This is a genomic window from Actinomycetospora flava, from assembly GCF_037400335.1.
GTDB classification, from domain to species: Bacteria; Actinomycetota; Actinomycetes; order Mycobacteriales; family Pseudonocardiaceae; genus Actinomycetospora; species Actinomycetospora flava.
Window position 1 is genome coordinate 99672 of sequence record NZ_JBBEGM010000003.1, and the last position, 23050, is coordinate 122721.

General features: G+C 75.2%; 20 protein-coding genes and 1 riboswitch. Of the genes, 14 read left to right on the forward strand and 6 right to left on the reverse strand.

From position 1 onward, the window contains the following. Window positions 1-39: 39 nt before the first annotated feature. Window positions 40-2208 (reverse strand): RecQ family ATP-dependent DNA helicase, encoded by a 2169-nt coding sequence (locus WCD58_RS10045; RefSeq protein ID WP_337702230.1) that lies wholly within the window; start codon window positions 2206-2208, stop codon window positions 40-42. A gap of 110 nt (window positions 2209-2318) precedes the next feature. Here WCD58_RS10045 and WCD58_RS10050 point away from each other — a divergent pair, with 110 nt between their 5' ends. Next, complete coding sequence (locus WCD58_RS10050) at window positions 2319-3326, forward strand: 1-aminocyclopropane-1-carboxylate deaminase (RefSeq protein ID WP_337702232.1); 1008 nt, start codon at window positions 2319-2321, stop codon at window positions 3324-3326. Window positions 3327-3367: 41 nt separating this feature from the next. Continuing rightward, window positions 3368-3985: an MSMEG_1061 family FMN-dependent PPOX-type flavoprotein gene (locus tag WCD58_RS10055; protein ID WP_337702234.1), complete on the forward strand. Its 618-nt coding sequence runs from the start codon at window positions 3368-3370 to the stop codon at window positions 3983-3985. Here WCD58_RS10055 and WCD58_RS10060 read toward each other — a convergent pair. Next, complete coding sequence (locus WCD58_RS10060) at window positions 3982-5436, reverse strand: amidohydrolase (RefSeq protein ID WP_337702237.1); 1455 nt, start codon at window positions 5434-5436, stop codon at window positions 3982-3984. The two genes, WCD58_RS10055 and WCD58_RS10060, sit on opposite strands and share 4 nt — an antisense overlap. A 119-nt stretch (window positions 5437-5555) precedes the next feature. Here WCD58_RS10060 and WCD58_RS10065 point away from each other — a divergent pair, with 119 nt between their 5' ends. The 5 genes from WCD58_RS10065 (at window position 5556) to WCD58_RS10085 (ending at window position 10715) form a co-directional block, all read left to right on the forward strand. Then, window positions 5556-6437, forward strand: coding sequence for an AAA family ATPase (locus WCD58_RS10065; RefSeq protein ID WP_373696204.1), 882 nt, complete (start codon window positions 5556-5558; stop codon window positions 6435-6437). Window positions 6438-6439: 2 nt separating this feature from the next. Further along, the gene (locus tag WCD58_RS10070; protein WP_337702240.1) at window positions 6440-7924 is read left to right on the forward strand and encodes a VWA domain-containing protein; all 1485 of its coding nucleotides are present in this window, start codon (window positions 6440-6442) and stop codon (window positions 7922-7924) included. A 36-nt stretch (window positions 7925-7960) separates the two neighbouring features. Beyond that, a complete protein-coding gene (gene nadD, locus WCD58_RS10075; protein ID WP_337702245.1) occupies window positions 7961-8596 on the forward strand; it encodes a nicotinate-nucleotide adenylyltransferase in 636 nt (211 codons plus the stop codon). A 152-nt stretch (window positions 8597-8748) separates the two neighbouring features. Next, a complete protein-coding gene (locus WCD58_RS10080; protein ID WP_337702877.1) occupies window positions 8749-10155 on the forward strand; it encodes a DUF6777 domain-containing protein in 1407 nt (468 codons plus the stop codon). Further along, the gene (locus WCD58_RS10085; protein WP_337702247.1) at window positions 10152-10715 is read left to right on the forward strand and encodes a hypothetical protein; all 564 of its coding nucleotides are present in this window, start codon (window positions 10152-10154) and stop codon (window positions 10713-10715) included. Before WCD58_RS10080 ends, WCD58_RS10085 begins: the two co-directional genes overlap by 4 nt. Window position 10716: 1 nt before the next feature. On the opposite strand, the gene WCD58_RS10090 is transcribed toward WCD58_RS10085, so the two are convergent. Next, a complete protein-coding gene (locus WCD58_RS10090) occupies window positions 10717-11133 on the reverse strand; it encodes a TIGR03618 family F420-dependent PPOX class oxidoreductase (protein ID WP_337702248.1) in 417 nt (138 codons plus the stop codon). Window positions 11134-11229: 96 nt separating this feature from the next. After that, on the reverse strand, window positions 11230-12384 hold the full coding sequence (locus WCD58_RS10095; protein ID WP_337702251.1) for an FIST signal transduction protein: 1155 nt from the start codon (window positions 12382-12384) through the stop codon (window positions 11230-11232). A gap of 110 nt (window positions 12385-12494) precedes the next feature. On the opposite strand from WCD58_RS10095, the gene rsfS reads away from it, so the two are divergent. The 5 genes from rsfS to WCD58_RS10120 all read left to right on the forward strand — a co-directional run bounded on the left by rsfS (window position 12495) and on the right by WCD58_RS10120 (window position 17863). Then, complete coding sequence (rsfS, locus tag WCD58_RS10100) at window positions 12495-12893, forward strand: ribosome silencing factor (RefSeq protein ID WP_337702879.1); 399 nt, start codon at window positions 12495-12497, stop codon at window positions 12891-12893. Continuing rightward, entirely contained in the window at window positions 12890-13504 is a 615-nt protein-coding gene (locus tag WCD58_RS10105) for a histidine phosphatase family protein (RefSeq protein WP_337702253.1), read from the forward strand. The genes rsfS and WCD58_RS10105 overlap by 4 nt, the downstream gene beginning before the upstream one ends. Then, the gene (gene octT / locus WCD58_RS10110; protein ID WP_337702255.1) at window positions 13501-14277 is read left to right on the forward strand and encodes a diglucosylglycerate octanoyltransferase; all 777 of its coding nucleotides are present in this window, start codon (window positions 13501-13503) and stop codon (window positions 14275-14277) included. The genes WCD58_RS10105 and octT overlap by 4 nt, the downstream gene beginning before the upstream one ends. Window positions 14278-14402: 125 nt before the next feature. Next, window positions 14403-15452: a helix-hairpin-helix domain-containing protein gene (locus WCD58_RS10115; RefSeq protein WP_337702257.1), complete on the forward strand. Its 1050-nt coding sequence runs from the start codon at window positions 14403-14405 to the stop codon at window positions 15450-15452. Continuing rightward, window positions 15449-17863: a ComEC/Rec2 family competence protein gene (locus WCD58_RS10120; protein WP_337702258.1), complete on the forward strand. Its 2415-nt coding sequence runs from the start codon at window positions 15449-15451 to the stop codon at window positions 17861-17863. The genes WCD58_RS10115 and WCD58_RS10120 overlap by 4 nt, the downstream gene beginning before the upstream one ends. A gap of 137 nt (window positions 17864-18000) precedes the next feature. Here WCD58_RS10120 and thrC read toward each other — a convergent pair whose 3' ends face one another. Further along, complete coding sequence (gene thrC, locus WCD58_RS10125) at window positions 18001-19263, reverse strand: threonine synthase (RefSeq protein ID WP_337702260.1); 1263 nt, start codon at window positions 19261-19263, stop codon at window positions 18001-18003. A gap of 12 nt (window positions 19264-19275) precedes the next feature. Then, a riboswitch (SAM riboswitch) is annotated at window positions 19276-19388 on the reverse strand. A gap of 147 nt (window positions 19389-19535) precedes the next feature. Here thrC and holA point away from each other — a divergent pair. Beyond that, window positions 19536-20564 carry a DNA polymerase III subunit delta gene (gene holA / locus WCD58_RS10130; protein WP_337702262.1) on the forward strand — a complete coding sequence of 343 codons (1029 nt, stop codon included), beginning with the start codon at window positions 19536-19538 and terminating at the stop codon, window positions 20562-20564. 68 nt (window positions 20565-20632) lie between these two features. On the opposite strand, the gene rpsT is transcribed toward holA, so the two are convergent. Next, window positions 20633-20926, reverse strand: coding sequence for a 30S ribosomal protein S20 (gene rpsT, locus WCD58_RS10135; RefSeq protein WP_337702264.1), 294 nt, complete (start codon window positions 20924-20926; stop codon window positions 20633-20635). 207 nt (window positions 20927-21133) lie between these two features. On the opposite strand from rpsT, the gene lepA reads away from it, so the two are divergent. Further along, a complete protein-coding gene (lepA, locus tag WCD58_RS10140) occupies window positions 21134-23047 on the forward strand; it encodes a translation elongation factor 4 (protein ID WP_337702266.1) in 1914 nt (637 codons plus the stop codon). Window positions 23048-23050: the final 3 nt, after the last annotated feature.

A 23050-nucleotide genomic window follows, 5' to 3' on the forward strand; every position in this document is an offset into this window, starting at 1 on the left:
TGTCAGACCCGGTGACCGCCGAGCCGTGCCGGGTTGGGCTCACGCCGTCGTGGCGAGGACCAGCGGCAGCACCGCCGGCGCGCCCGCCCGCCGCAGCAGCGCCGCGGCGACCGTGAGCGTCCAGCCGGAGTCGGCGACGTCGTCGACGAGCAGCACCGGGCCCGCGCTGGGGTCCATCCCGCCCGGGACCGAGAGCCGCGACCACACCTCGGCCAGGCGCTGGGCGGAGTTGGGCGCCTCGGGCTCCGCGTCGTCCTCCGGGTCCTCGTAGATGGGGGGAGCGGTGTCCGCCAGCGCGCCGAGCAGCGGCAGGCGCCCGATGCTCGCGATGCGCTGGGCGAAGCTCTCGACGAGCACCGGGCGGCGTCGCGAGGGCAGCCACACGATGCTCGCCGGGCGTTGCGCCCAGTCCCATCCCTTGAGCACCTCGACGACGGCGTCGACCGCGGCGTCGGGCACGAGGTCGTCGGCGCGCAGCAGCGGGCGCAGGCGCGGGCCCCACCCGACGTCGGTGAGGCGGCCGAGCGCGCGGCCCTCCTCGGCGGCGTCACCGGGCGCGATCTTGCCCTTGAGCGGCACGTCGAGCGCGTCCATGCCGCTGGGCCACTGCTTGCGCGGGGCCAGCGGGACCCCGGGCCGGTCGAGCGTCGTCTGCGCCTGCACGCGGACGTCCTCGCCGATCGTCGGGTCGGCGTGCTTGCCGGTGCAGTTGTCGCAGCGCCCGCACGGGGCGGCCCCGGGGTCGTCGAGCTGGCGGCGGAGGAACTCCATGCGGCAGCCGTCGGTGGCGATGTAGTCGAGCATCGCCTGCTGCTCGGCGCGCCGGGCCTTGGCGAGTCCGGTGTAGCGGGCGCCGTCGTACTCCCACGGCTGCCCGGTGGCCTCCCAGCCGCCCTTGACCCGGCGGACGGCGCCGTCGGTGTCGAGGACCTTGAGCATCATCTCCAGGCGCCCGCGACTCAGCTCCACCCGCGGCTCCAGGGCGGCCGTGGACATCGGCCGCCCGGCGTCGCCGAGCACGCTCAGCGCGACCCGCACCTGCGGCTCGGCGGGGAAGGCCAGCGAGGCGAAGTAGGCCCAGATGTCGCGGTCCTCCGGCCCGGGGAGCAGCAGCACCTCGGCGCGCTCGACGCCGCGGCCGGCGCGGCCGATCTGCTGGTAGTAGGCCACCGGCGACTGCGGCGCCCCGAGGTGCACGACGAAGCCGAGGTCGGGCTTGTCGAACCCCATGCCCAGCGCGCTCGTCGCCACCAGCGCCTTGACGCGGTTGGCCAGCAGGTCGTCCTCGGCGCGCTCGCGCTCGGCGGGGTCGGTCTTGCCCGTGTAGGCGGCGACGGGGTGGCCCCGCTCGCGCAGGAACGCGGCGAGCTCGTCGGCCGCGGAGACCGTGAGCGTGTAGACGATGCCCGAGCCCGGCAGGTCGTCGAGGTGCTGGGCGAGCCAGGCGAAGCGGTCCGCCCCCTTGTCCAGCGGCAGCACCCCGAGGCGCAGCGACTCGCGGTCGAGCTCGCCGCGCAGCACCAGGGCGTGGTCGTCGTCCGATGGTCCAGCTCCGCTGCGCTTCGTGTCCTGACTGCTGGACACCCCCAGCTGGTCGGCCACGTCGGTGGTGACCCGGTCGTTGGCCGTCGCCGTGGTGGCGAGCACCGGCACACCGTCGGGCAGCTCGGCGATGAGGGTGCGCAGCCGGCGGTAGTCGGGCCGGAAGTCGTGCCCCCAGTCGGAGATGCAGTGCGCCTCGTCGACCACGAGCATGCCCGCGGTGCGGCTGAGCTCGGGGAGCACCTGGTCGCGGAACTCGGGGTTGTTCAGCCGCTCCGGGCTGACGAGCAGCACGTCGACCGCGCCGGCCTGGACCTCGGCGTAGACGTCCTGCCAGTCGTCGGTGTTGGCGGAGTTGACCGTCACCGCGTGGATGCCCGCGCGGTTCGCCGCGTCGATCTGGTTGCGCATGAGGGCGAGCAGCGGGCTGACGATGACCGTCGGGCCGCCCCCGCGCTGCCGGATGAGCGCCGTCGCGACGAAGTAGACGGCACTCTTGCCCCACCCCGTGCGCTGGACGACCAGGGCGCGGCGGCCCTCGGCCACGAGCGCGTGGATCGCGGCCCACTGGTCCTCGCGCAGCGCGGCGTCGGGGCCGGCGAGGCGCTGCAGCGTCGCCTCGGCGTCCGAGCGGAGGTCGGTGTCCGGGCCGGTCGAGACCGTCATGGCTCCACGAAAGCACAGCGGCCCGACAGCGTGGGGCCGCCCTTGACGGTCTGCAGTATGTGGGATGCAATATTTTGCGACTGACCGGCTCGCCCACCCAGGAGACATCCGTGGCCCTCGACGACTTCGCGCGGTACCCGCTGACCTTCGGGCCGAGCCCGGTGCACCGTCTCGACCGCCTCTCCGCCCACCTCGGCGGGCCGGCGATCTGGGCCAAGCGGGAGGACTGCAACTCCGGGCTGGCCTACGGCGGCAACAAGATCCGCAAGCTGGAGTACGTCGTCCCCGACGCGCTCGCGAGCGGCGCGGACACGCTCGTCTCCATCGGCGGCGTGCAGTCCAACCACACGCGCCAGGTCGCCGCGGTGGCCGCGAAGCTCGGGCTGAAGGCGCGGCTGGTGCAGGAGCGCTGGGTGGACTGGCCCGACAGCGTCAACGACAAGGTCGGCAACATCCTGCTCTCGCGCATCCTCGGCGCCGACGTACGCCTCGACCCCGCCGGCTTCGACATCGGCGTCCGCGACTCCTGGGAGCGCGCGATGGAGGAGGTCCGCGCGGCGGGCGGCGTGCCGTACGGCATTCCCGCGGGTGCCTCCGAGCACCCGCTGGGCGGGCTCGGGTTCGCGCGGTGGGCGCGCGAGGTGGAGGCCCAGGAGGCCGAGCTCGGGGTCTTCTTCGACACGGTGGTCGTCTGCACCGTCACCGGCTCGACGCACGCCGGGATGATCGCGGGCTTCGCCGCCTCGGACCGCCCGCGCCGGGTGATCGGCATCGACGCCTCGGCGACCCTGGAGAAGACCCGCGACCAGGTCGCCCGCATCGCCCGGCATACCGCGTCGCTCATCGGGCTGGAGCGCGACCTGCGCGACGACGAGATCACCATGCTCGCGGGCTGGGCGGGCGACGCCTACGGCATCCCGGTCGCCTCGACGATCGACGCCATCGAGCTCACCGCGCGGCTCGAGGGCGTCGTCCTCGACCCCGTCTACGAGGGCAAGTCGATGGCCGGGCTCGTCGACCTGGTCGCGCGGGGCGACATCGGCCCGGACTCGACCGTCCTCTACGCCCACCTCGGCGGGCAGCCCGCGCTCAACGCGTACGCGGGGGCCTTCGCGTGAGTTAGGGTCGCCTCAGTGAACCCCGTCCGCCGGAGCACCTGATGCCGGAGATCACCGACCTGGCGGCGCTGCGGGCCGTCGTGCCGGAGCCCCCGCAGTTCATCGCCGAGAAGGCGATCGACCACGTCGACGAGGAGTCCCGCCGGTTCCTCGAGGCCTCGCCGTTCTTCCTGCTCGCCACCACCGGCGCCGACGGCAGCGTCGACGTCTCGCCGCGCGGCGACCCCGCCGGCCAGGTGCTCGTGCTCGAGGGCGGGCGGGCGGTCGCGTTCGCCGACCGTCCCGGCAACCACCGGCTCGACTCGTTCCGCAACATCCTCGAGCACCCGCACGTCGGGATGCTCTTCCTCGTGCCCGGCCGCGACCACACGCTGCGGATCAACGGCCGCGCGCGGATCTTCCGGGACCCGTCGTTCGCCGCCGAGTTCGCGGTGAAGGGGAGGACGCCGACGCTGGCGGTCGTGGTCGAGATCGACGAGCTCTTCCTGCACTGCGCCAAGGCCTTCGCGCGGTCGTCGCTGTGGGACGCGGCGAGCTGGCCCGGCCGCGGCGACGTCCCGACCGCCGGGCGGATGGCCAAGAGCATCTCGGGGACCCACGTGCCCGCGGCGGCGATCGACGCGGCCCTGAACGTGGACGCCCGGACCAACCAGTACTAGCCGGCCCGGTGCGTGAACCGTCCCGCGAGGACGGTCGCCCGCACCGGCATCGCCCGCAGCGTGCCCGGGTCGGCGTGCAGCGGGTCCTCGTCGAGGAGCACGACGTCGGCGGGCTCGCCCGCGCGGACCTCGAGGTGCCCGCCGCACGAGGCGCGCAGCGCGGTCGCGACGTCGAGGGCCTGCTCGGGGTGCCACGGCGGGCGCTCGTCGCCGGTCCGCGCGACCGCGGCGGCGATCGCCGCCCACGGATCGGGCGCGGCCACCGGGGCGTCCGACCCCAGCTCGAGGCGGGCGCCGGCGGCGACGAGGTCGGCGTAGGGGTAGGCGCGCGCGTGCACGTCGGGCCAGTGGCGCTCGGCGACGTCGCGGTCGTCGACGAGGTGGGCGGGCTGCACCGACGCCACGAGGCCGGGGCGCGCGAACCGGGCGACGTCCTCGCTCGCCACCAGCTGCGCGTGCTCGATGCGCCCCGGGCCCGTGACGTGCGCGAACGCGTCGAGGACGACGGCGTTGGCGCGGTCGCCGATGGCGTGGACCGCGGGGTGCAGGCCGTGGCGGGCGACGCGGACCATGAGGTCGCGCAGGTCGCCGGGGTCGATGTTGAGCGCGCCGTGGCCGTCGTCGGGATCGGGGTAGGCGTGGTGGCAGGCGGCGGTGCGCGTGTTCAGGGACCCGTCGGCGAGGATCTTGAACGGGCCGAGGCGCACGAGGTGGCCGATGACGTCGCCGGTCTGGTGGTGCCGGTCGAGGGTCGCGTCGAGCCACGGCCCCCAGACCGCGGCCTCCACGCGCAGCGACAGCCCGTGCTCGGCCCGCCGCACCCACGTCGACGGGGTGTCGTCGTACTCGAAGTCGCGGATGCCGGTCAGCCCGCGCGCCGCGGCCTCGGCGGACGCCGCGTCCACCCAGCGGTCGAGCTCGCCGGGGTCCGGCAGGGCGGACAGCTCGCCCATGACGGCGAACGCCTCCTGTTCGCGGAGCAGCCCGGTGGGGTGGTCGCGGCCGAGGTGGGCGAGGCCCGCGGGGCTCAGCCACACGGCGTGCAGGTCGTCGCTGACCAGCGCGATCGGCACGCCCGGCGCGGCGCGCTCGAGCACGTCCTTGTGCGGCGGCCGCGACCACAGCGCCGCGCGGAAGCCGTGGCCGACGACCAGGCCCGGCGCGCCCGGCGCGGCTGCGGCCATGATCGTCGCGACCTCCTCGGGGCTGCGGGCGTGACCGACGTCGACGCGCCGGCGCACCTGGGCCCACTGCGACCAGTGCACGTGCGCGTCGACCAGACCGGGCATCACGGTCGCGCCGCGGGCGTCGACGACCTCGTCGCCCGGGCGCGCCTCGAGCTCACCCGCGGGTGCGACCTCGGTCACGACGCCGTGGGCCAGGCGCACGTCGACCGCGCGCGGCGAGCCGGGGGTGCGGGCGCCGTGCAGCAGGACCGGGCCGTCCGTCATGGTCCCCATGATCGAGGTGGCACTCCTGACGTTCAATGCGAGGGAAGGGGCCACGCCGAGACACCCGCGTCGACCACATCGCCGGGACAACACGGGGCACGGCAGGCAGGATGCGGCGCGTGAGCACCGAGCCGGTCGGCCAGAAGACCTTGTTCGACTCCGTCGACGACGTCGTGACCCGGCTCGCCGACGTCGGCTACCTCGCGTCCACGGCCGTGGCGACCACCGTCTTCCTCGCCGACCGTCTCCGCAAGCCGCTGCTCGTCGAGGGTCCCGCGGGGGTCGGGAAGACGGAGCTGGCGCGCGCGGTGGCCGAGGCGACGGGCGCCGGTCTGGTGCGCCTGCAGTGCTACGAGGGCATCGACGAGGCGCGCGCGCTCTACGAGTGGAACCACGCCAAGCAGCTGCTGCGGATCACCGCGAGCCAGGGTGAGTCCTGGGACGCCACGCGCGACGACGTGTTCTCCGAGGAGTTCCTGCTGCCGCGCCCGCTGCTCACCGCGATCCGGCGCGAGGACCCGACGGTGCTGCTGGTCGACGAGACCGACAAGGCCGACGTCGAGGTCGAGGGGCTGCTCCTCGAGGTGCTCGGCGACTTCCAGGTCACCGTCCCCGAGTGGGGCACGATCACCGCGAACCAGCGCCCGTTCACGCTGCTCACCTCGAACGCCACCCGCGAGCTCTCCGAGGCGCTCAAGCGCCGGTGCCTGTTCCTGCACCTCGACTTCCCCGACCCCGACCTCGAGCGCCGCATCGTGCTCGCCCGCGTACCGCAGCTGCCCGAGGAGCTCGCCGAGGAGCTCGTGCGGATCGTCAACGTGCTGCGCGGGATCCAGCTGCGCAAGGCGCCCTCGGTGTCGGAGACGATCGACTGGGGCCGCACGCTGCTCGCGCTCGGCCTCGACACCCTCGACGACGAGACCGTGCGCTCCACGCTCGGCGTCGTGCTCAAGCACCAGGCCGACGCGCAGAAGGCCGTCGCCGAGCTCCGGTTGAACTGATCATGGCGCCGGCGGTGACGGGCGGGATCCCGGCGCACCTCGTCGACTTCGTCGGCGCGCTGCGGCGGGCCGGGATCGCCGTGGGGCCGGGGGAGTCGGTCGACGCCGCCGCGGTGATCGCCGAGCTCGACCTCCTGCAGCGCGAGCAGCTGCGCGAGGGCCTCGCCGCGGCCATGCTGCGCCGCTCCGGGCAGCGGGCGGTGTTCGACGCGCTGTTCGACCTGTGGTTCCCGCTGGGGCAGGGCGCCGCGCTCGGCGAGGTCGCGCTGCCCTACGCCGAGGACGGGTCGGTCGACGTCGAGGCCCTGCGCGACCTGCTCGCCGGCCTGCTGCAGCGCGGCGACGCCTTCGCGAACACCGCGATGGCCGAGCTGGCCCGCGCGATCGTCGACGGGCTCGGCGCCGTCGGGCGGGGGCAGGGCCAGGGCGGGCAGGGGCAGGGGCAGGGGCAGGGTCAGGGCGGTCAGGGCGGCGGCACCGGTCAGGGCGGCGGCGGGCGCCCGTCGACGTGGTCGGCCTACCAGGCACTGAACGCCGTGCGCCCCGAGACGCTGCTCGCGCGCGTGCTCGCCGACCTGCGCGGCGGCGCCGACGCCGACTGGGACAGCCCGTTCGCCGAGGAGGTCTCGCGGCGCCAGGTCCGCGACCGGATCAGCTCCTTTCGCCGCATGGTCACCGACGAGGCCCGTCGGCGGGGCGCGGAGATCCGCGGGCGGGAGGCGGCCGCGCGCACCGGCGTGCCCAAGCAGGGCGACCGCGTCGACTTCCTCACCGCGAACTCCGAGCAGCTCGCCGACCTGCGCCGCCGCGTCGCCCCGCTGGCGCGCCACCTCGCGTCGCGGCTCGCCGCGCGTCGCCGGCGCGCCCGCCGCGGCCCGATCGACCTGCGCCGCACCCTGCGCCGGTCGATGTCCACCGGCGGCGTCCCGATGCGCCCGGCGTTCCGCCGCCCCCGCCCCGGGCGCCCCGAGCTGGTGCTGTTCTGCGACGTCTCGGGGTCGGTGGCGGGGTTCAGCCACTTCACGATGATGCTGGTCCAGGCCCTGCGCGAACAGTTCTCCCGCATCCGGATCTTCTGCTTCGTCGACGGGTGCATCGAGGTCACCGACCTGTTCGGACCGAACGCCGACCTCGGCGGCGTCATGGCCGAGATCACCGCGCGCCCCGGGCTGATCGCGTTCGACGGGCACAGCGACTACGGCTCGGCGCTCGGGCGCTTCCGCGAGGGCTGGCCCGACGTCGTCGGCCCGCGGACCTCGCTGCTGCTGCTCGGCGACGCCCGCACCAACTACCGCGACCCGAACCTGCGCGTCCTCGGCGAGCTGGCCGAGAAGGCCCGGCACGCGCACTGGCTCAACCCGGAGCCGCAGGCCCAGTGGGGCACCGGCGACTCGGCGGCCCGCAGCTACGGCCAGGTCGTCCCGATGCACGAGTGCCGCACCGCCGCCCAGCTCGCGGGCGTGGTGTCGGGGCTCCTGCCGGTGTGAGCGCCGTCCCTTGTTCCCACGCCCTAGTCTGAACGGATGAGCGGCCGCCGGATCGGGGTCATGGGCGGCACCTTCGACCCCATTCACCACGGCCACCTCGTGGCCGCCAGTGAGGCGCAGGTCCGGTTCGCGCTCGACGAGGTCGTGTTCGTCCCCACGGGGCAGCCCTACCGCAAGGACAGCCAGTCGGTGAGCCCCGCCGAGGACCGCTACCTCATGACGGTCGTGGCGACGGCGTCGAACCCGCGCTTCACGGTGAGCCGCGTCGACGTCGACCGCGAGGGCGCGACGTACACGGTCGACACCCTCGCCGACCTCGCGAAGATCTTCCCCGAGGACGAGCTCTTCTTCATCACCGGTGCCGACGCCCTCGAGCAGATCCTGTCGTGGCACCGGGCGGACGACATGTTCCGGCTCGCCCACTTCGTCGGCGTCACCCGGCCCGGGTTCGAGCTGGTCGACGACCACCTCCCGCGCGGCTCGGTCAGCCTGCTGGAGGTGCCGGCCATGGCGATCTCGTCGACGGCCTGCCGCGAACGCGTCGCCGCGGGCGAGCCGGTCTGGTACCTCGTGCCCGACGGCGTCGTGCAGTACATCGCCAAGCGCGGCCTGTACCGGCCGGAGGGTCAGGGCTGGGTGCTCGGACCGACGGAGCACGTGGCCTCGGAGTAGTCGCCGTCGCTACGCCGAACGGCGGGAACGCCACACGAACGAGTGACAAGGCGGCGTGGTGACTAACACGCTGCGTCCACGCGGCGAGATCCACTGCGAGCGCCGTGCCCGTCCGGGGCGCGGCACCCGTTGGGGGAGTGATCTCGGTGCAGATGCCGCCGCCCGTCGCCTACGTGCCGCCGCCCCCGGCGCGGCGCTCCCGCGGACCGATCATCGCCATCGTCGTGCTCGCGATGCTGGTCGCGGCGCTCGGGGGCGTGGTCGTCGCGCGCGAGCTCAACGCACCGACCGACGTCACGCTCGAGCCCGTCGCCACGGCCGGCGCCAACCCGTTCATGGAGAGCGTCGGCACGGACGTGCCCGACGTCCGCCCGGTCGCCCACACCGGCGGGAGCTGGTCGGGCACCACGCCGGGCCTCTACGGCGGGTCGGGCAGCAACGCGGTGTGCGACCGCTCGCGGCTGAGCCGCTTCCTCGGCGAGCACCCCGACCGCGCCGCCGGCTGGGCCTCGGTCCTCGGTCTGCGCGACTCGTCAGCCTCGACGATCTCGAGCTACGTCGACGGGCTGACCTCGGTGGTCCTGCGCTCCGACACCTACGTCACCAACCACGGCTGGTCCGGCGGGCACGTCACCGCCTGGCCCGCGGTCCTGCAGGCCGGCACGGCGGTGCTCGTCGACCAGCACGGCAACCTCGTCACCCGCTGCTTCTGCGGCAACCCGCTCACGGCACCCCAGTCCTTCAACACCGTCGCCTACGTCGGGCCGCGCTGGTACTCGTTCACCTCGTCCTCGGTCACGGTGATCACGCACCAGACGACGCAGGTCACGAACAACTTCACGATCATCGACGTCCACACCGGACGCGGGCACGACCGCCCGCACGGCTCGGACGGCGAGGAGGACGTCGAGAACCGTCAGGTGCAGGCGACCTTCCCGGAGGACGAGGGCACGACCACCGGCCAGGACCCTCAGGCCGGCGGACAGACCTCCGACGGCGCACAGGGCGGAGCGACCGGCCAGGAGCCTGAGGCCGGCGGCGAGACCTCCGACGGCGCAGAGGGCGGAGCGACCGACCCGAACGTCCGGGCCGGCGAGGCCGTGCCGGTCGGCGGGACGACGCCGGTGGCCGGCTCCGAGCCCGAGGACACGCCCGGGGACACGACCGGGGACACGCCCGGGGACACGACCGGGGACACGACCGGCGACGGCACCGCCCAGCGCCGCGGCGCCCCGGCCATCGCGCCCGACGCGACCACGTCCTCGTCGACCACGACGCCCCCGTCGAGCACGACCACGACGTCGGGGACGTCGGCGACGTCGGCGGGCGAACCGTCCGGCGCCTACACCGCCTCGGGCTGCGAGTTCGCGAGCGGCACGCTGACGTTCACGAGCGATCAGAGCTACACCTCGACGGCCGGCGACTCCGGGTCGTGGGCCATGGAGAGCGGCGACCTGGTCGTCACGCCCGTCTCCGGCTCGCCCGTCACGTTCACCGGTTCCACCCGCTCCTGGACCTCCCCGTCCGGCAGCTGCACGCTCACCGCGGTCGCGTCGTGAGCCGGCACCGTCTGGCCGGGGCAGAGGGCGTCGAAGGCATCGAGGACGTCGAGGGTGTCGAGGACGTCGAGGGTGTCGAGGTCGTCGCCGTCGACGACGCGCCGACCGCGCCGCTGGCGCTGCCGTCCCTGACACGCCTGACCGTCGTGACCCGCCCGCCGGCGGACATGATCCCTCCGGCTGCTCCGTCGACCCCACCTGAGGAGGTCGACGGAGCACCCGCGGCGATCACGCCCGAGGACCGCGCCCGCGCCTGGGCCGACGCCCCCGGGGAGTTCGCGCGCACCGCGCCCGTCACGATCGCGCGGATCGAGCCCCCGCGGCTCCTGACCACCGGCCCCGCGAACGGCTGGGGACCGTGGCCGGCCGATCCCGAGGTCGCGCGCCCGCGGTCGGTGCCCCTGCCCGTGATCGCGCCGCCGGCACCTCCGCGGAAGCGGACGAGCGTGCTGCTGATCTCGACGATCGTCCTGCTCGTGGCGATGCTGGTCGTGCTCGGTGTCGCGCTCCTGCGGCCCGACCTGCTCGGGCTCGCCGGCGCCTCGCTGCTCGCTCCGTAGGTCAGGAGCCCTGGCGGTGCACGGCCGTCGGGGCGATCCGCAGGATCAGCCGCGTCTGGTCCGGGCGGTGCCAGGGGTAGCGCCGGCCGAGGTAGCGCCGGGCGAGGAAGTCGATGTGCTCGCGGGCGCCGTCGGGGGTGACCTCGACGACGCGTCCCCGCACCGCCACGTAGTGCCCGGGCCGGGACGCGTCGCCGATCGCGAGGGAGATGCGCGGGTCGCGGCGGACGTTCTCGACGTCCTTCTGACCCTCGACCGTGTTGAGGACGACGTGGACGCCGTCGGTGTCCACCCAGGTCTCGGTGGTCTCCGGCGACCCGTCGGGCATCACGGTGGCGACGAAGCACGGGTTCGGGCCGCGGAGCAGGGAGACGACGTCCTCGGGGAGGCGTTCGGCCTGCCGGGGCTCGACGCTCATCGGCTGTCGTGGTCCTTCGTACGGGGCGCGCGGGCGCCCACCACGGTAGGACCCGGTGGGCACCGGCCTGCGAGGGCCCCGGGTCGCGTGCTGCGCTCAGCCGAAGGCGAGCACCGACGCGGTGAACGCGTGCAGGTGGTTGCGGGCCGCGACGGGGCCGATCTCGCCGGCGGCGAAGAACCCGGCGACCCCCTCGGGCCCGAGTCCCCGCTGGACGGCGGTGACGTCGTGGTCGGCGTCGGGGAACATGGCCCGCCCGCGCCCGTTGCAGGAGAACAGCAGGGCGCCCGCGGTGTCGCCGTCGCCGCGGAAGCGCGTCATCAGCCAGTCGAGGTCGGCGTCCGCGCTGGCGGCGTCACGGACCTGGAAGCGCACGGTGCGCCCGACCTCGACGACGTCGCCGACCGTCACCGTGCCCTGCTCGGGGTCGGCCCCGACGACGCCGCGGATGAGGAAGTCGCCCTGGCGGTGGTCGTCGGCGTACTCGTCCATCGCGACCCCGAGGTGCAGGCCCTGGGCCACCATCTGCTGCTCGGCCTCGCTGAGCTCGCCGACGATCTGCTCGAGCTTGCGGTACGCGGGCTGGCCGGCGAGCCCCTGCAGGTGCGGGCCCTCGGCGGCCGTCACGGTCATCGCCGGGCCCACGGGACGGCAGCCCTGGCTGACCAGCGTGCGGACGCGCACGTCGCCCCCGATGGTCACGCCGACGACGCCGCGCTCGTGCACGACGCCGTCGAGGAACAGCCGCGTCGCCCCGGCCCCGCCCGGCCCGGACGCGAGCCCGCCCACCAGCGGCAGGCCGCGCAGCGCCTCGCCGGACTGCTCGACGAAGCCCTGGATCGGGAAGGTGTAGGGGTCGGCGAGCAGGAGCGCGACCTCGTCGTCGTCGGTGCGGACGGGCATGCCGCCGACGGCGATGCCGGTCTCGGTGCGGCTCGCGTCGAGGCGGAACGGGGTCAGCGTGGCCTCGGGGAGCGACGCCGCCCACACCGCGACCGCGGGGCGGGCCTCGACACCGCGCCCGTCGCCGATCACCCCGCCGGCGCTGCAGCCGACGGCCACGCGCGCGCCCGCGACCTCCATCGCGCGCTCGCCGGCCCGGCCGACCTCGTCGGGATCGGGGTGGCAGACGAAGACGGCCAGCAGGTCGGGGCGCCGGCCCCCGAGGGGGGCCATGGCCTGCGCGACGGCGTTCTCGGCGGCGGCCGTCAGGTCGGCGTCCTGGGCCAGCCCGTCCCCGTAGTCCGGCATCGGCCCAGTATGCGCCGGGTCCCGGACATCGCGCGGGCTCGCGACGAGGTGACGACCGCGGGTGGTCGAGTACCATCGCCTCGCCGATGTCGTCGACCCCGAAGGGTTTCGTGGCCGTCACCGATCGCGCGCGCCGTCTCGCCGAGACCGCCGCGCTCGCCGCCGCCGACAAGCTCGCCCAGGACGTCGTCGCCATCGACGTGTCCGAGCGGCTCCCGCTCACCGACGCGTTCGTCATCGCCTCGGCGCCCAACGAGCGCCAGGTGCAGGCCGTCGTCGACAACGTCGAGGAGAAGCTGCGCGACCTCGACGCCAAACCCGTGCGACGCGAGGGCACCCAGGAGGCACGCTGGGTGCTCCTGGACTTCGCCGACATCGTCGTCCACGTGCTCCACACCGAGGAGCGCGAGTTCTACGGCCTCGAGCGGCTGTGGAAGGACTGCCCGGCCGTCCCGCTGCCCGCCGAGGTCTACGGTCCGCCCTCCGATCAGACCGCTGCGGGCGAGTGAGTCTCCAGCGGCTGGTCCTCGCCCGGCACGGGCGGACGATGTGGAACGCCGAGAGCCGCATGCAGGGGCGGCTCGATCCCGATCTCGACGAGGTCGGGCGCGCGCAGGCCCTCGCCGCCGCACCGCTGCTCGCCGCCTACGAGCCCGCGCTGCTCGTCGCGTCCGACCAGGTCCGCGCCTGGCGCACCGCCGAGGCCGTCGCCAAGGAGGCCGAGCTGGTGCCGCGCCCCGAGCCGCGCCTGCGCGAGACCTCCCTCGGCGACTGGGAGGGGCTGACGGGCTCCGAGGTCGAGGCCGGCTGGCCCGGCGGGCTGGAGGCGTGGCGCACCGACCCGGCGTGGGCGCCCCCGGGCGGCGAGTCCCGCGTCGACGTCGCCGAGCGTGCGTTCCCGGTGCTCGCCGAGCTCGACGCGGAGCTCGGCGGCAGCGAGGAACGCCAGACCGCGATGATCGTCGCGCACGGCGGCACCATCGGCGCCCTGACCGCGTCGGCACTGGCCTGGCCGGTCGTGGCGTGGCACTCGCTCTCGCCGCTGCACAACTGCGCGTGGGCGATCCTCGAGCACCGCATCGACCGCTGGCGCCTGCGCGCCTGGGGGCTCCAGGCGTGAGTCCCGGGGGAGACGGGGCGCAGGGGAGCCCGACCGTCGCCCGGGCCCCGGTCCTCGTCGTGATCGCGGACTCGCTGTCGTTCCACGGCCCCGACCGCGCCGAGCCCGCCGACGAGCCCCGGCTGTGGCCGCAGGTGGCCGCCGGCGTGCTCGGCGGACGCGCCGAGCTGCACGCGGGCCTCGGGTGGACCACCCGGCACGCCTGGCGGGCGATGGTCGGCGACCCGCGCATCTGGGCGTCGCTGCGGCACGCCGACGCCGTCGTGCTGGGGATCGGCGGGATGGACACGCTCCCCTCGCCGCTGCCGACGGCCCTGCGGGAGCTGATCCCGGCGGTGCGGCCGTCGTGGCTGCGGCGCTCGGTGCGCGACGCCCACCGCTGGGCGACCCCGCGGGCCGCGCGCCTGCTCGGGGGCGCCGGGCCCGTCGCCCTGCCGCCCGCGGAGACCGTGCGGTACCTCGAGCGCCTGCGGCTCGCGGTGACGACGCTGGTCCCGGGCCTGCCCGTGGTGGGGATGCTGCCGTCGGTGCACCGGGCCCCGCTGTACGGCGGAGTGCACGCGGGGCGGGAGCGGCATGTGGCGGCGCTGTCGGCGTGGGCGTCGGCGTGCGGCGTTCCGCTCGTGGACCCCGTGCCCCACGTGGCCGAGCACGTGCTCGGCGGGCACGGCAACCCCGACGGCATCCACTGGGGCTGGGCGGCGCACGCGGCGGTGGGGGAGTCGGTGGGCCGGGAGGTCGCCGCGGCCCTTCGTGCCCGTTCCGGCGGCTGACCCTCGGCCGTCCGGGTGCTTCGTGGCCCCGGCACGGCGCCGGTCCGTCCCCACCCCGGGTGGTTGTCCCCAGGTGTGCGCTCGGTACTGGCTGCTGGTTCGGGGTGATTCCTAGCGTCCAGCGCATGCCTCGCGCCGCAGCACCCGACACCGACGACGCCCGCGCCCGCCTGCGGTCCCTGGGGTCGGGCTGGGGCGGGCGGGACGCGGTCGAGGTCGGCGCACCTCCGCTCTCGTCCTCGCGGGGGCCCGAGCCCGACGGGGCGCGCGTGGGATGGCCGGGGGCGGCGCCGGGCACGCCCGCCGCCCGGCTGCGCCTGCCGCCGCGGGAGCCGCCCGACGAGCCCGCCCCGGCGCGCGCGGCGCGGGACACGCGGGACGACTGGTGGGACGACGACGAGGACGACGAACCGGTCCGCTCGGCGCGCCGTGGGAGCGCGTGGGACCCGCCGGAGCGGGGTGAGCGGGCGCGCCGGTGGGCGGCGCGGTGGCTGCCGGCGTCGTGGTCGGGCGCGCGGTGGGACCCCGGCCGCACCGGGGCGCTCGCCCTCGCCGCCGTCGCCGCCGTGGCGGCGGTGGTCGCGGCGGTGGGCGTGTGGTCCGACCGCCCGGTGGCCGAGCCGGTGCCCGCGCTGCCCGTGGTGGCGGGCGCTCCGGTCGCCGGGTCGCCCGTGGCCGCGCCTCCTCCGGACGCGGGTCCGATCGTGGTGTCGGTGTCCGGGAAGGTCGCGCGCCCCGGGCTGGTGCGGCTCCCGCCGGGCAGCCGGGTCGGCGAGGCGATCGACGCCGCCGGGGGCGCGTCGCCCGAGGCCGACCTGACCGGCCTCAACCTCGCGGCGCGGCTCACCGACGGCGAGCAGGTCGTCGTGGGCGTGCCCGCGGCGGTGACCCCGCCCGCGGGCTCGGCCGGTGCGGCGGGGGCGGCACCGGCGGGCGGTGGCGGTGGTGGCGGTGGCGGTGCTGGTGGCGGTCCGGCCCCCGGCGGGCCCGTGAACCTCAACACCGCGACGCTCGAGCAGCTCGACCAGCTCCCCGGCGTCGGCCCGGTGACCGCCCAGCGGATCCTCGAGTGGCGCACCCAGAACGGGCGCTTCGGGGCCGTCGAGCAGCTGCAGGAGGTCAACGGGATCGGTGACGCCCGCTTCGCGACCCTGCGCGACCTGGTCACGGTGTGAGCGACCGCGCCCGGCCTCCCGCCGACCGGGCGGCCGATGCGCCGGCCCCGCCCGATCTGCGGCTCGTCCCGGCGGCGCTGGCGTCGTGGGGTGTGGCGATCGCGGCGCTCACCGCCGGGTGGGGTGTGGCGCTGGTGCTCGTGGTCCTCGCCGCGGTCGCGGCGGTGATCGCGGCGCGCCGCTCGGGTGCTCGTGCCGGCCGCTCCGGGCTGCGTGCGGTCGTCGTCGCCGCCGGCGGGTGCACGGCGGCGGTGGGCCTCGTGGCCGGGCTCGGGGCGTTCGCGGTGGCGAGCCACCCGTTGCGGCCGGCCACCGGCGCGGGGGTGTCGGCGCGGCTCGACCTGGTCGTCACCGCCGACCCGCGTCCCGTCCGCTCCTCGGTGCCCGGGCCGGGTCGGGTCGTGGTGCGCGGCGAGCTGGTCGGCGGTCAGGTCGGGGCGGGGCCGGGGTGGCGCGCCGGGGGCCGGGTGGTGCTCCTGGCGCCCGCCGACGACTGGGGCGGCCTGCTGCCCGGCCAGCTGGTCAGCGCGCGGGGACGGCTCGGGCCACCGGATCGCGCGGACCTCACGGTGGCCGTGCTGCAGGTGCGCGGACCGCCGCGCGCGGTGGCCCCGGTGCCGGCGGCGCAACGGGCCGCGGGCGACCTGCGCGGCGGCCTGCGCGACGCGGCGCGGGCCGTGCTGGCCGAGGACCCCGCGGGCCTGCTGCCGGGACTCGTGGTCGGCGACACCTCGGGTGTCTCCCCGGGCCTCGAGGACGACTTCCGCACCGCGGGCCTCACCCACTTGACGGCCGTGTCCGGGACTAACGTGGCGATCGTGTGCGGCGCGGTCCTGCTCCTCGCCCGGCTGGGGCGGCTCGGCCCGCGGACGGCGGCGGTGCTGGCGGGGCTGGCGCTGGTCGGGTTCGTGGTCCTCGCGCGGCCGTCGCCCAGCGTGCTGCGCGCGGCCGTGATGGGCGGGGTCACGGTGCTGGCGCTCGCGGTCGGGCGGCGGCGCTCGGTGGTGCCGGCGCTGTGCACGGCGGTGATCGTGCTGCTGCTCGTCGACCCGGGGCTCGCGACCGATCCGGGATTCGCGCTGTCGGTGCTCGCGACCGGGGCGCTGGTGCTGCTCGCGCCGGGGTTCGTCGCGCGGATGCGGGCGCGCCGGATCCCGCCGGGTGTCGCGGAGGCGCTCGCGGTGCCCGTGGCGGCGCACGTCGTGACCGCGCCGGTGATCGCGGGGCTCTCGGGCGAGGTCAGCCTCGTCGCGGTGGTCGCGAACCTGCTCGCCGCGCCGGTGATCGCTCCGGTCACGGTGCTCGGGGTGCTGGCCGCGGCGGTGGCACCGTGGTGGACCGCGGGTGCGCACGCGCTGGTGTGGGCGGCCGGACCGGGCGTCGCGTGGCTGGTGTGGGTGGCGCGGCGGTGTGCCGCGGTGCCGGGCGCGACGCTGGACTGGCCGGGCGGGGTGGCGGGCGCGCTGGCGCTGGCCGCGGTCGTGGTGCTGGTCGGGGCGGCGCTGCGGTGGCGCCGGCTGCGGGCGGTCGTCGCCGCGCTGCTGGTCGGAGCGCTGCTGGTGCTCGTGCCGACGCGCGTCGCGCCGCCCGGGTGGCCGCCCGCACGCTGGACGCTCGTGGCCTGCGACGTCGGGCAGGGCGACGCGCTCGTGCTGGCGACGGGCGAGCCGGGGCGGGCGGTGCTCGTCGACGTCGGCGGGGACGCCGGCGTGGTGGACGGGTGCCTGGCGCGGCTCGGCGTCCGCTCGCTGGCGCTCGTCGTGCTCACGCACCTGCACGCCGACCACGTCGGCGGTCTCGCCGGGGCGCTCGCGGGACGGTCGGTCGGCGGGATCGCGCTCGGGCCGTCGCGCGAGCCGCAGGACACGCTCGGGCAGGTCGCGCGCCGCGCCGCCGCGGTGCGCGCGCCGCTGGTCGGCCTCGCCCGCGGCACGGTGCTGCGCTGGCCCGGGCTCGTGCTCGAGGTGCTGGGCCCGGTGCGCCCGACGGTCCACGTCGACGGCGAGGACGGCTCGGCGGTCAACGACACCTCGGTGGTGCTGCGGGCGCACACCCCGGTCGGGCGCGTGCTGCTGCCCGGCGACGCGGAGCTGTCGTCGCAGGCGTCGCTGCTCGGGTCGGGATCGGATCTGCATGCGGAGATCCTCAAGGTGCCCCACCACGGGTCGCGGTCGTCGCTGCCGAGCTTCCTGACCGCCGCCCGCGCCTCGCTCGCGCTGGTCAGCGTGGGGCGCGGCAACACCTACGGGCACCCGAACCCGCAGGTCGTGGGCCTGCTCGCGCGCACGGGCGCGATGGTGCGCCGCACCGACGAGTGGGGCGACATCGCGGTCGTGGCCGGTGTCGACCCGCGCGCCGGGCCGTCCGTCGTCGCGCGGGGCGACCCGCGTCCCGACCCGAGGAGGCGGTGAGGTGGCGGGGTCGCCGACCCGTGTCCCGAGGACACGGGTCGACCGAGCCTCTCCGCCGCCCCCGGAGCGCGAGAGGCATGTTCAGCAGGCCCGAACGGCCTGTCGATCACGCGGAACGTGCCCCTCGCGGGGAGCGACTACAGCCCCAGTGCCTCGCGCACGGCCTTCGACGTCGCCGGGATCGTCGCCTTGGGCCCGACCTGGTGCTCGATCGCGTCGAGGGTCTTCAGGCCGTCGCCGGTGATCAGCAGGACCGTGTCGGCGTCGGGGTCCAGGTCGCCGGACTCGACCATCTTCTTGGCGTTCGCCACCGTGACGCCGCCGGCGGTCTCGGCGAAGACGCCCTCGGTGCGGGCGAGCAGCCGGATGCCGTCGCGGACCTCGTCGTCGGTGACGTCGGTGATCGTGCCGCCGCAGCGGCGCACGGCGTCGAGGACGTACGGCCCGTCGGCCGGGTTGCCGATGGCCAGCGAGCGGGCGATCGTGTCCGGCTTCTGCGGGCGGACGACGTCGGTGCCCTCGCGGAAGGCGGTCGAGACCGGCGAGCAGCCCGCGGCCTGGGCGCCGAAGACCTTGTACTCGGCCTCGTCCACGAGGCCGAGGGAGATCAGCTCGCCGTAGGCCTTGTCGACCTTGGTCAGCTGGGAGCCCGAGGCGATCGGGACGACGGTCTGGGCCGGGATGCGCCAGCCGAGCTGCTCGGCGACCTCGTAGCCGAGGGTCTTCGAGCCCTCCGCGTAGTACGGGCGGACGTTGACGTTGACGAACGCCCAGTCCTCCTGCTCGAAGGCGAGCTCGGTGGCGAGGCGGTTGACGTCGTCGTAGGTGCCCTCGCAGGCCAGCAGGTTGGTGTCGTACACCGCGGTCATGAGGATCTTCGCGCGCTCGAGGGAGGCGGGGATCAGCACGACCGAGTCCCAGCCGGCGCGGGCGGCCGCGGCGGCGGTGGCGTTGGCGAGGTTGCCGGTCGACGGGCAGGCCAGCACCGTGAAGCCGAGCTCGCGGGCCGCGGCGAGCGCGATGGCGACGACCCGGTCCTTGAAGGAGTGGGTCGGGTTGCCGGTGTCGTCCTTGATCCACAGGTTGCGGAGGCCGAGCTCGGCGCCGAGTCGGTCGGCGCGCAGCAGGCGGGTGCAGCCCGGGTCGGTGTTGGGCAGCGTCTCGACGGTGCTGGGCACCGGCAGCAGCGACTTGTAGCGCCAGATGCTGCGCGGGCCGCGCTCGATGTCCTCGCGGGTGACGCGCCCGAAGTCGTACGCGACCTCGAGCGGGCCGAAGCACTGCGGACAGGCGAACTCGGCGGCGAGGTCCAGACGGTGGCCGCAGGCCCGGCAGGCGAGAGCGGCGGCGGGCCCGAGGTCGAGGCCGGTCGTGGTCGCGGCCTGGGCAGTGATCGTCATGGAAGGAAGTCCTCCTCATCTTCCCCGCGGACGGGTCGGAATTGGCACCGTGATCGCCTGCGAATGAGCTGACGCCGGTTGCCGGGGTGTCGTCGGGCCGGTCCCTCTACCCCTCTGGATGAGCCGTATTCGGTTGTCGGGCGTCCCAGGGGGGACATCCGGGCGAGAACACTACGGGAGCAGCGCCGGGTCGACCACCGAGCGTCCCCCGGCCGAGACGTGCCTCACGCGTCGCGGCGGGGGCTGTCGGAGGGCCGTGGAACGATGACGGCGTGAGCCCGACCCCCGAGCCCCCGTCGCCGGTGCACCTCGTCGTCGGCGACGAGGGGCTGCTGGTCGAGCGGGCGGTGGCGCGCGCGGTGTCCGCGGCGCGCGAGGCCGATCCGGCGGTCGAGGTCAGCTCGCTCCCGGCCGGCGACCTGACGGCCGGGGTGCTGGGCGAGCTGGTGAGCCCCTCGCTGTTCGCCGAGTCGCGGGTGGTCGTGGTGGAGAACGGCCACGACGCGAGCGCCGAGGTCACGACGTTGCTGCTCGGGTACGCGAAGGCGCCCAGCGACGGCGTCACGCTCGTCGTCGTCCACCGCGGCCCGCCCAAGAGCGCCCGCGGACGCCGCCCCGCCAAGGGCGCGGCCAAGGGCGGCGGCGCGAAGGGCGACGCGCTGCTCGAGGGCCTGCGCGCGGCGGGGGCCAGCGAGGCATCGGCGTCGGGCCTGTCCGACGACCAGCGGGCCGACTTCGTGCGCGCCGAGGTACGCCAGGCCGGCGGCAGGATCACCGGCGAGGCGCTGGGCCTGCTCATGGACGCCGTCGGCTCCGACCTGCGCGAGCTCGCCGCCGCGGCGTCCCAGCTCGCGTCCGACTCGGGCGGGAACGTCGACGCCGACGCCGTCCGGGCCTTCCACCGCGGGCGCGCCGAGGTCACCGGGTTCGCGGTGGCCGACCGAGCCATGACCGGCGACCGCGCGGGCGCCCTCGAGGCGCTGCGCTGGGCGCTCGACACCGGAGTGCCGCACGTCGTGGTCGCCGACGCGATCGCCGACGGCGTGCGCACCGCCGCGCGCGTCACCGCCGCCGGACGTGGCGACCCGTACAGCCTCGCGTCCTCGCTGAAGATGCCGCCGTGGAAGGTCAAGCGGGGCCAGCAGAACGGGCGCGGCTGGTCCGGCGACGGCCTCACGCGGGCGATGGGCGTCGTCGCCGACCTGAACGCGAACGTCAAGGGCGCCGCCGCCGACCCGTCGTACGCGCTCGAGTACGCCGTCGAGGCCGTCGTCGCGGCCCGGGGGAGCGCCCGGCGCTGACCACTCCCGCGCCGACGAGAACGGCCCGCTCCCGCGAGGCGGGAACGGGCCGTGGAGAGCGGGGCCGGTCAGGCCGGGGTCTTGCCCGCCTTGGCGTCGACGGTGAAGCGCTCGGCGCGGTGGGCCATGCGCGACTTCTTGTTCGCCGCCTGGTTCTTGTGGATGACGCCCTTGCTGACGGCCTTGTCGAGCAGGCGGGCGGCCTCGCGCTGGCGGGTGGTGGCCTGGTCCTGGTCACCGGCCTCGACGGCCTCGCGGTAGCGGCGGATCGCGGTCTTGATGCGCGACTTCGCCGCCTTGTTGCGCTGGCGCGCCTCCTCGTTCTTGCGGATGCGCTTGACCTGCTGCTTGATGTTCGCCACGGGAGTCTTCGAACCTCGTCTGTCGGTGCTGTCTGCTTCACGGGAGCGCGCGGGGGAAGGTCGAATGGGTCGAGCTCCGCAGGCTTCGTCTCCCGCGCCCACCTCACGCAGTGACGTCAAGGCTAGCAACCCCGCTCGTCGCGGACCGCGACCGGGCCTCGTGGGACGATAGGGAGGAGCCGGCCGAGTCAGAACGTGAGGAACCCGTTGAGCCAGACCACCCAGCAGTCCGACACGACCCCTGGACGGCCGGGCACCAAGGGGTTCGCCGACGAGACGTTCACGCCGCCGGACCGCATCCGCAACTTCTGCATCATCGCCCACATCGACCACGGCAAGTCGACGCTGGCCGACCGCATGCTGCAGATGACCGGCGTCCTCGGCGAGCGGGCCTACCGCGCGCAGTACCTCGACCGCATGGACATCGAGCGCGAGCGCGGCATCACCATCAAGGCGCAGAACGTGCGCCTGCCCTGGTACGCCGCGGGCCCCGACGGCGAGATGCGCGACCACGTGCTGCACCTCATCGACACCCCCGGCCACGTCGACTTCACCTACGAGGTGAGCCGCTCGCTGGCCGCGTGCGAGGGCGCGATCCTGCTGGTCGACGCCGCGCAGGGCATCGAGGCGCAGACCCTGGCCAACCTGTACCTGGCCATGGAGCACGACCTCGAGATCATCCCGGTACTCAACAAGATCGACCTGCCGGCCGCCGAGCCGGAGCGCTACGCCGAGGAGCTCGCGCACCTCATCGGCTGCGAGCCCGGGGACGTCCTGCGCATCTCGGCGAAGACCGGCGACGGGGTCGGCGCGGTGATCGACGAGGTCGTGCGCCGCGTGCCCGCCCCGGTGGGCGACGCCGACGCGCCGGCCCGCGCGATGATCTTCGACTCGGTCTACGACACCTACCGCGGCGTCGTCACCTACATCCGCGTCGTCGACGGCCGGATCACCCCGCGCGAGCGCATCCGCATGATGTCGACGAACGCGGTGCACGAGCTGCTCGAGGTCGGGATCATCTCGCCGGACCAGAAGCCCTGCCAGGGCCTCGGCGTCGGCGAGGTCGGCTACCTCATGACCGGCGTGAAGGACGTCCGCCAGTCCCGCGTCGGCGACACCGTGACCTGGGAGCGCAAGGGTGCGACGGAGCCGCTCGGCGGCTACCGCGACCCCCAGCCGATGGTCTACTCCGGGCTCTACCCGATCGACGGGTCGGACTTCCCGATCCTGCGCGACGCCCTGGACCGCCTGCGTCTCAACGACGCCGCGCTCTCCTACGAGCCGGAGACCTCGGCGGCGCTGGGCTTCGGGTTTCGCTGCGGGTTCCTCGGTCTGCTGCACCTCGAGATCACGCGCGACCGGCTCGAGCGCGAGTACGGGCTCGACCTCATCTCCACGGCGCCCAACACCGTCTATCGCCTCGAGCTCGACGACGGCTCCGAGACCGAGGTCACCAACCCGGCCGACTGGCCCGAGGGCAAGGTCGCGACGATCTATGAGCCGATCACCAAGGTCTCGGTGCTCGCCCCGGCGGACTTCGTCGGCCCGATCATGGAGCTCTGCCAGTCGCGGCGCGGGTCGCTCGAGGGCATGGACTACCTGTCCGACAGCCGCGTCGAGCTGCGCTACACGATGCCGCTCGCCGAGATCATCTTCGACTTCTTCGACATCCTGAAGTCGCGCACCCGCGGCTACGCGTCGCTCAACTACGAGCCCGCCGGCGAGCAGGCCGCCGACCTGGTGAAGGTCGACATCCTGCTGCAGGGCGAGCCGGTCGACGCGTTCTCGGCGATCGTGCACCGCGACGCCGCCTACGAGTACGGCAACTCGATGGCCACGAAGCTGCGCGAGCTCATCCCGCGCCAGCAGTTCGAGGTGCCGATCCAGGCCGCCATCGGGGCGAAGATCATCGCCCGCGAGACCATCCGCGCGATCCGCAAGGACGTGCTCTCCAAGTGCTACGGCGGGGACATCACCCGCAAGCGCAAGCTGCTCGAGAAGCAGAAGGAGGGCAAGAAGCGGATGAAGACCATCGGGCGGGTCGACGTCCCGCAGGAGGCCTTCGTCGCGGCCCTGTCGACCGACCAGAACGCGGTCGAGAAGAACAAGGCCAAGAAGTAGGTC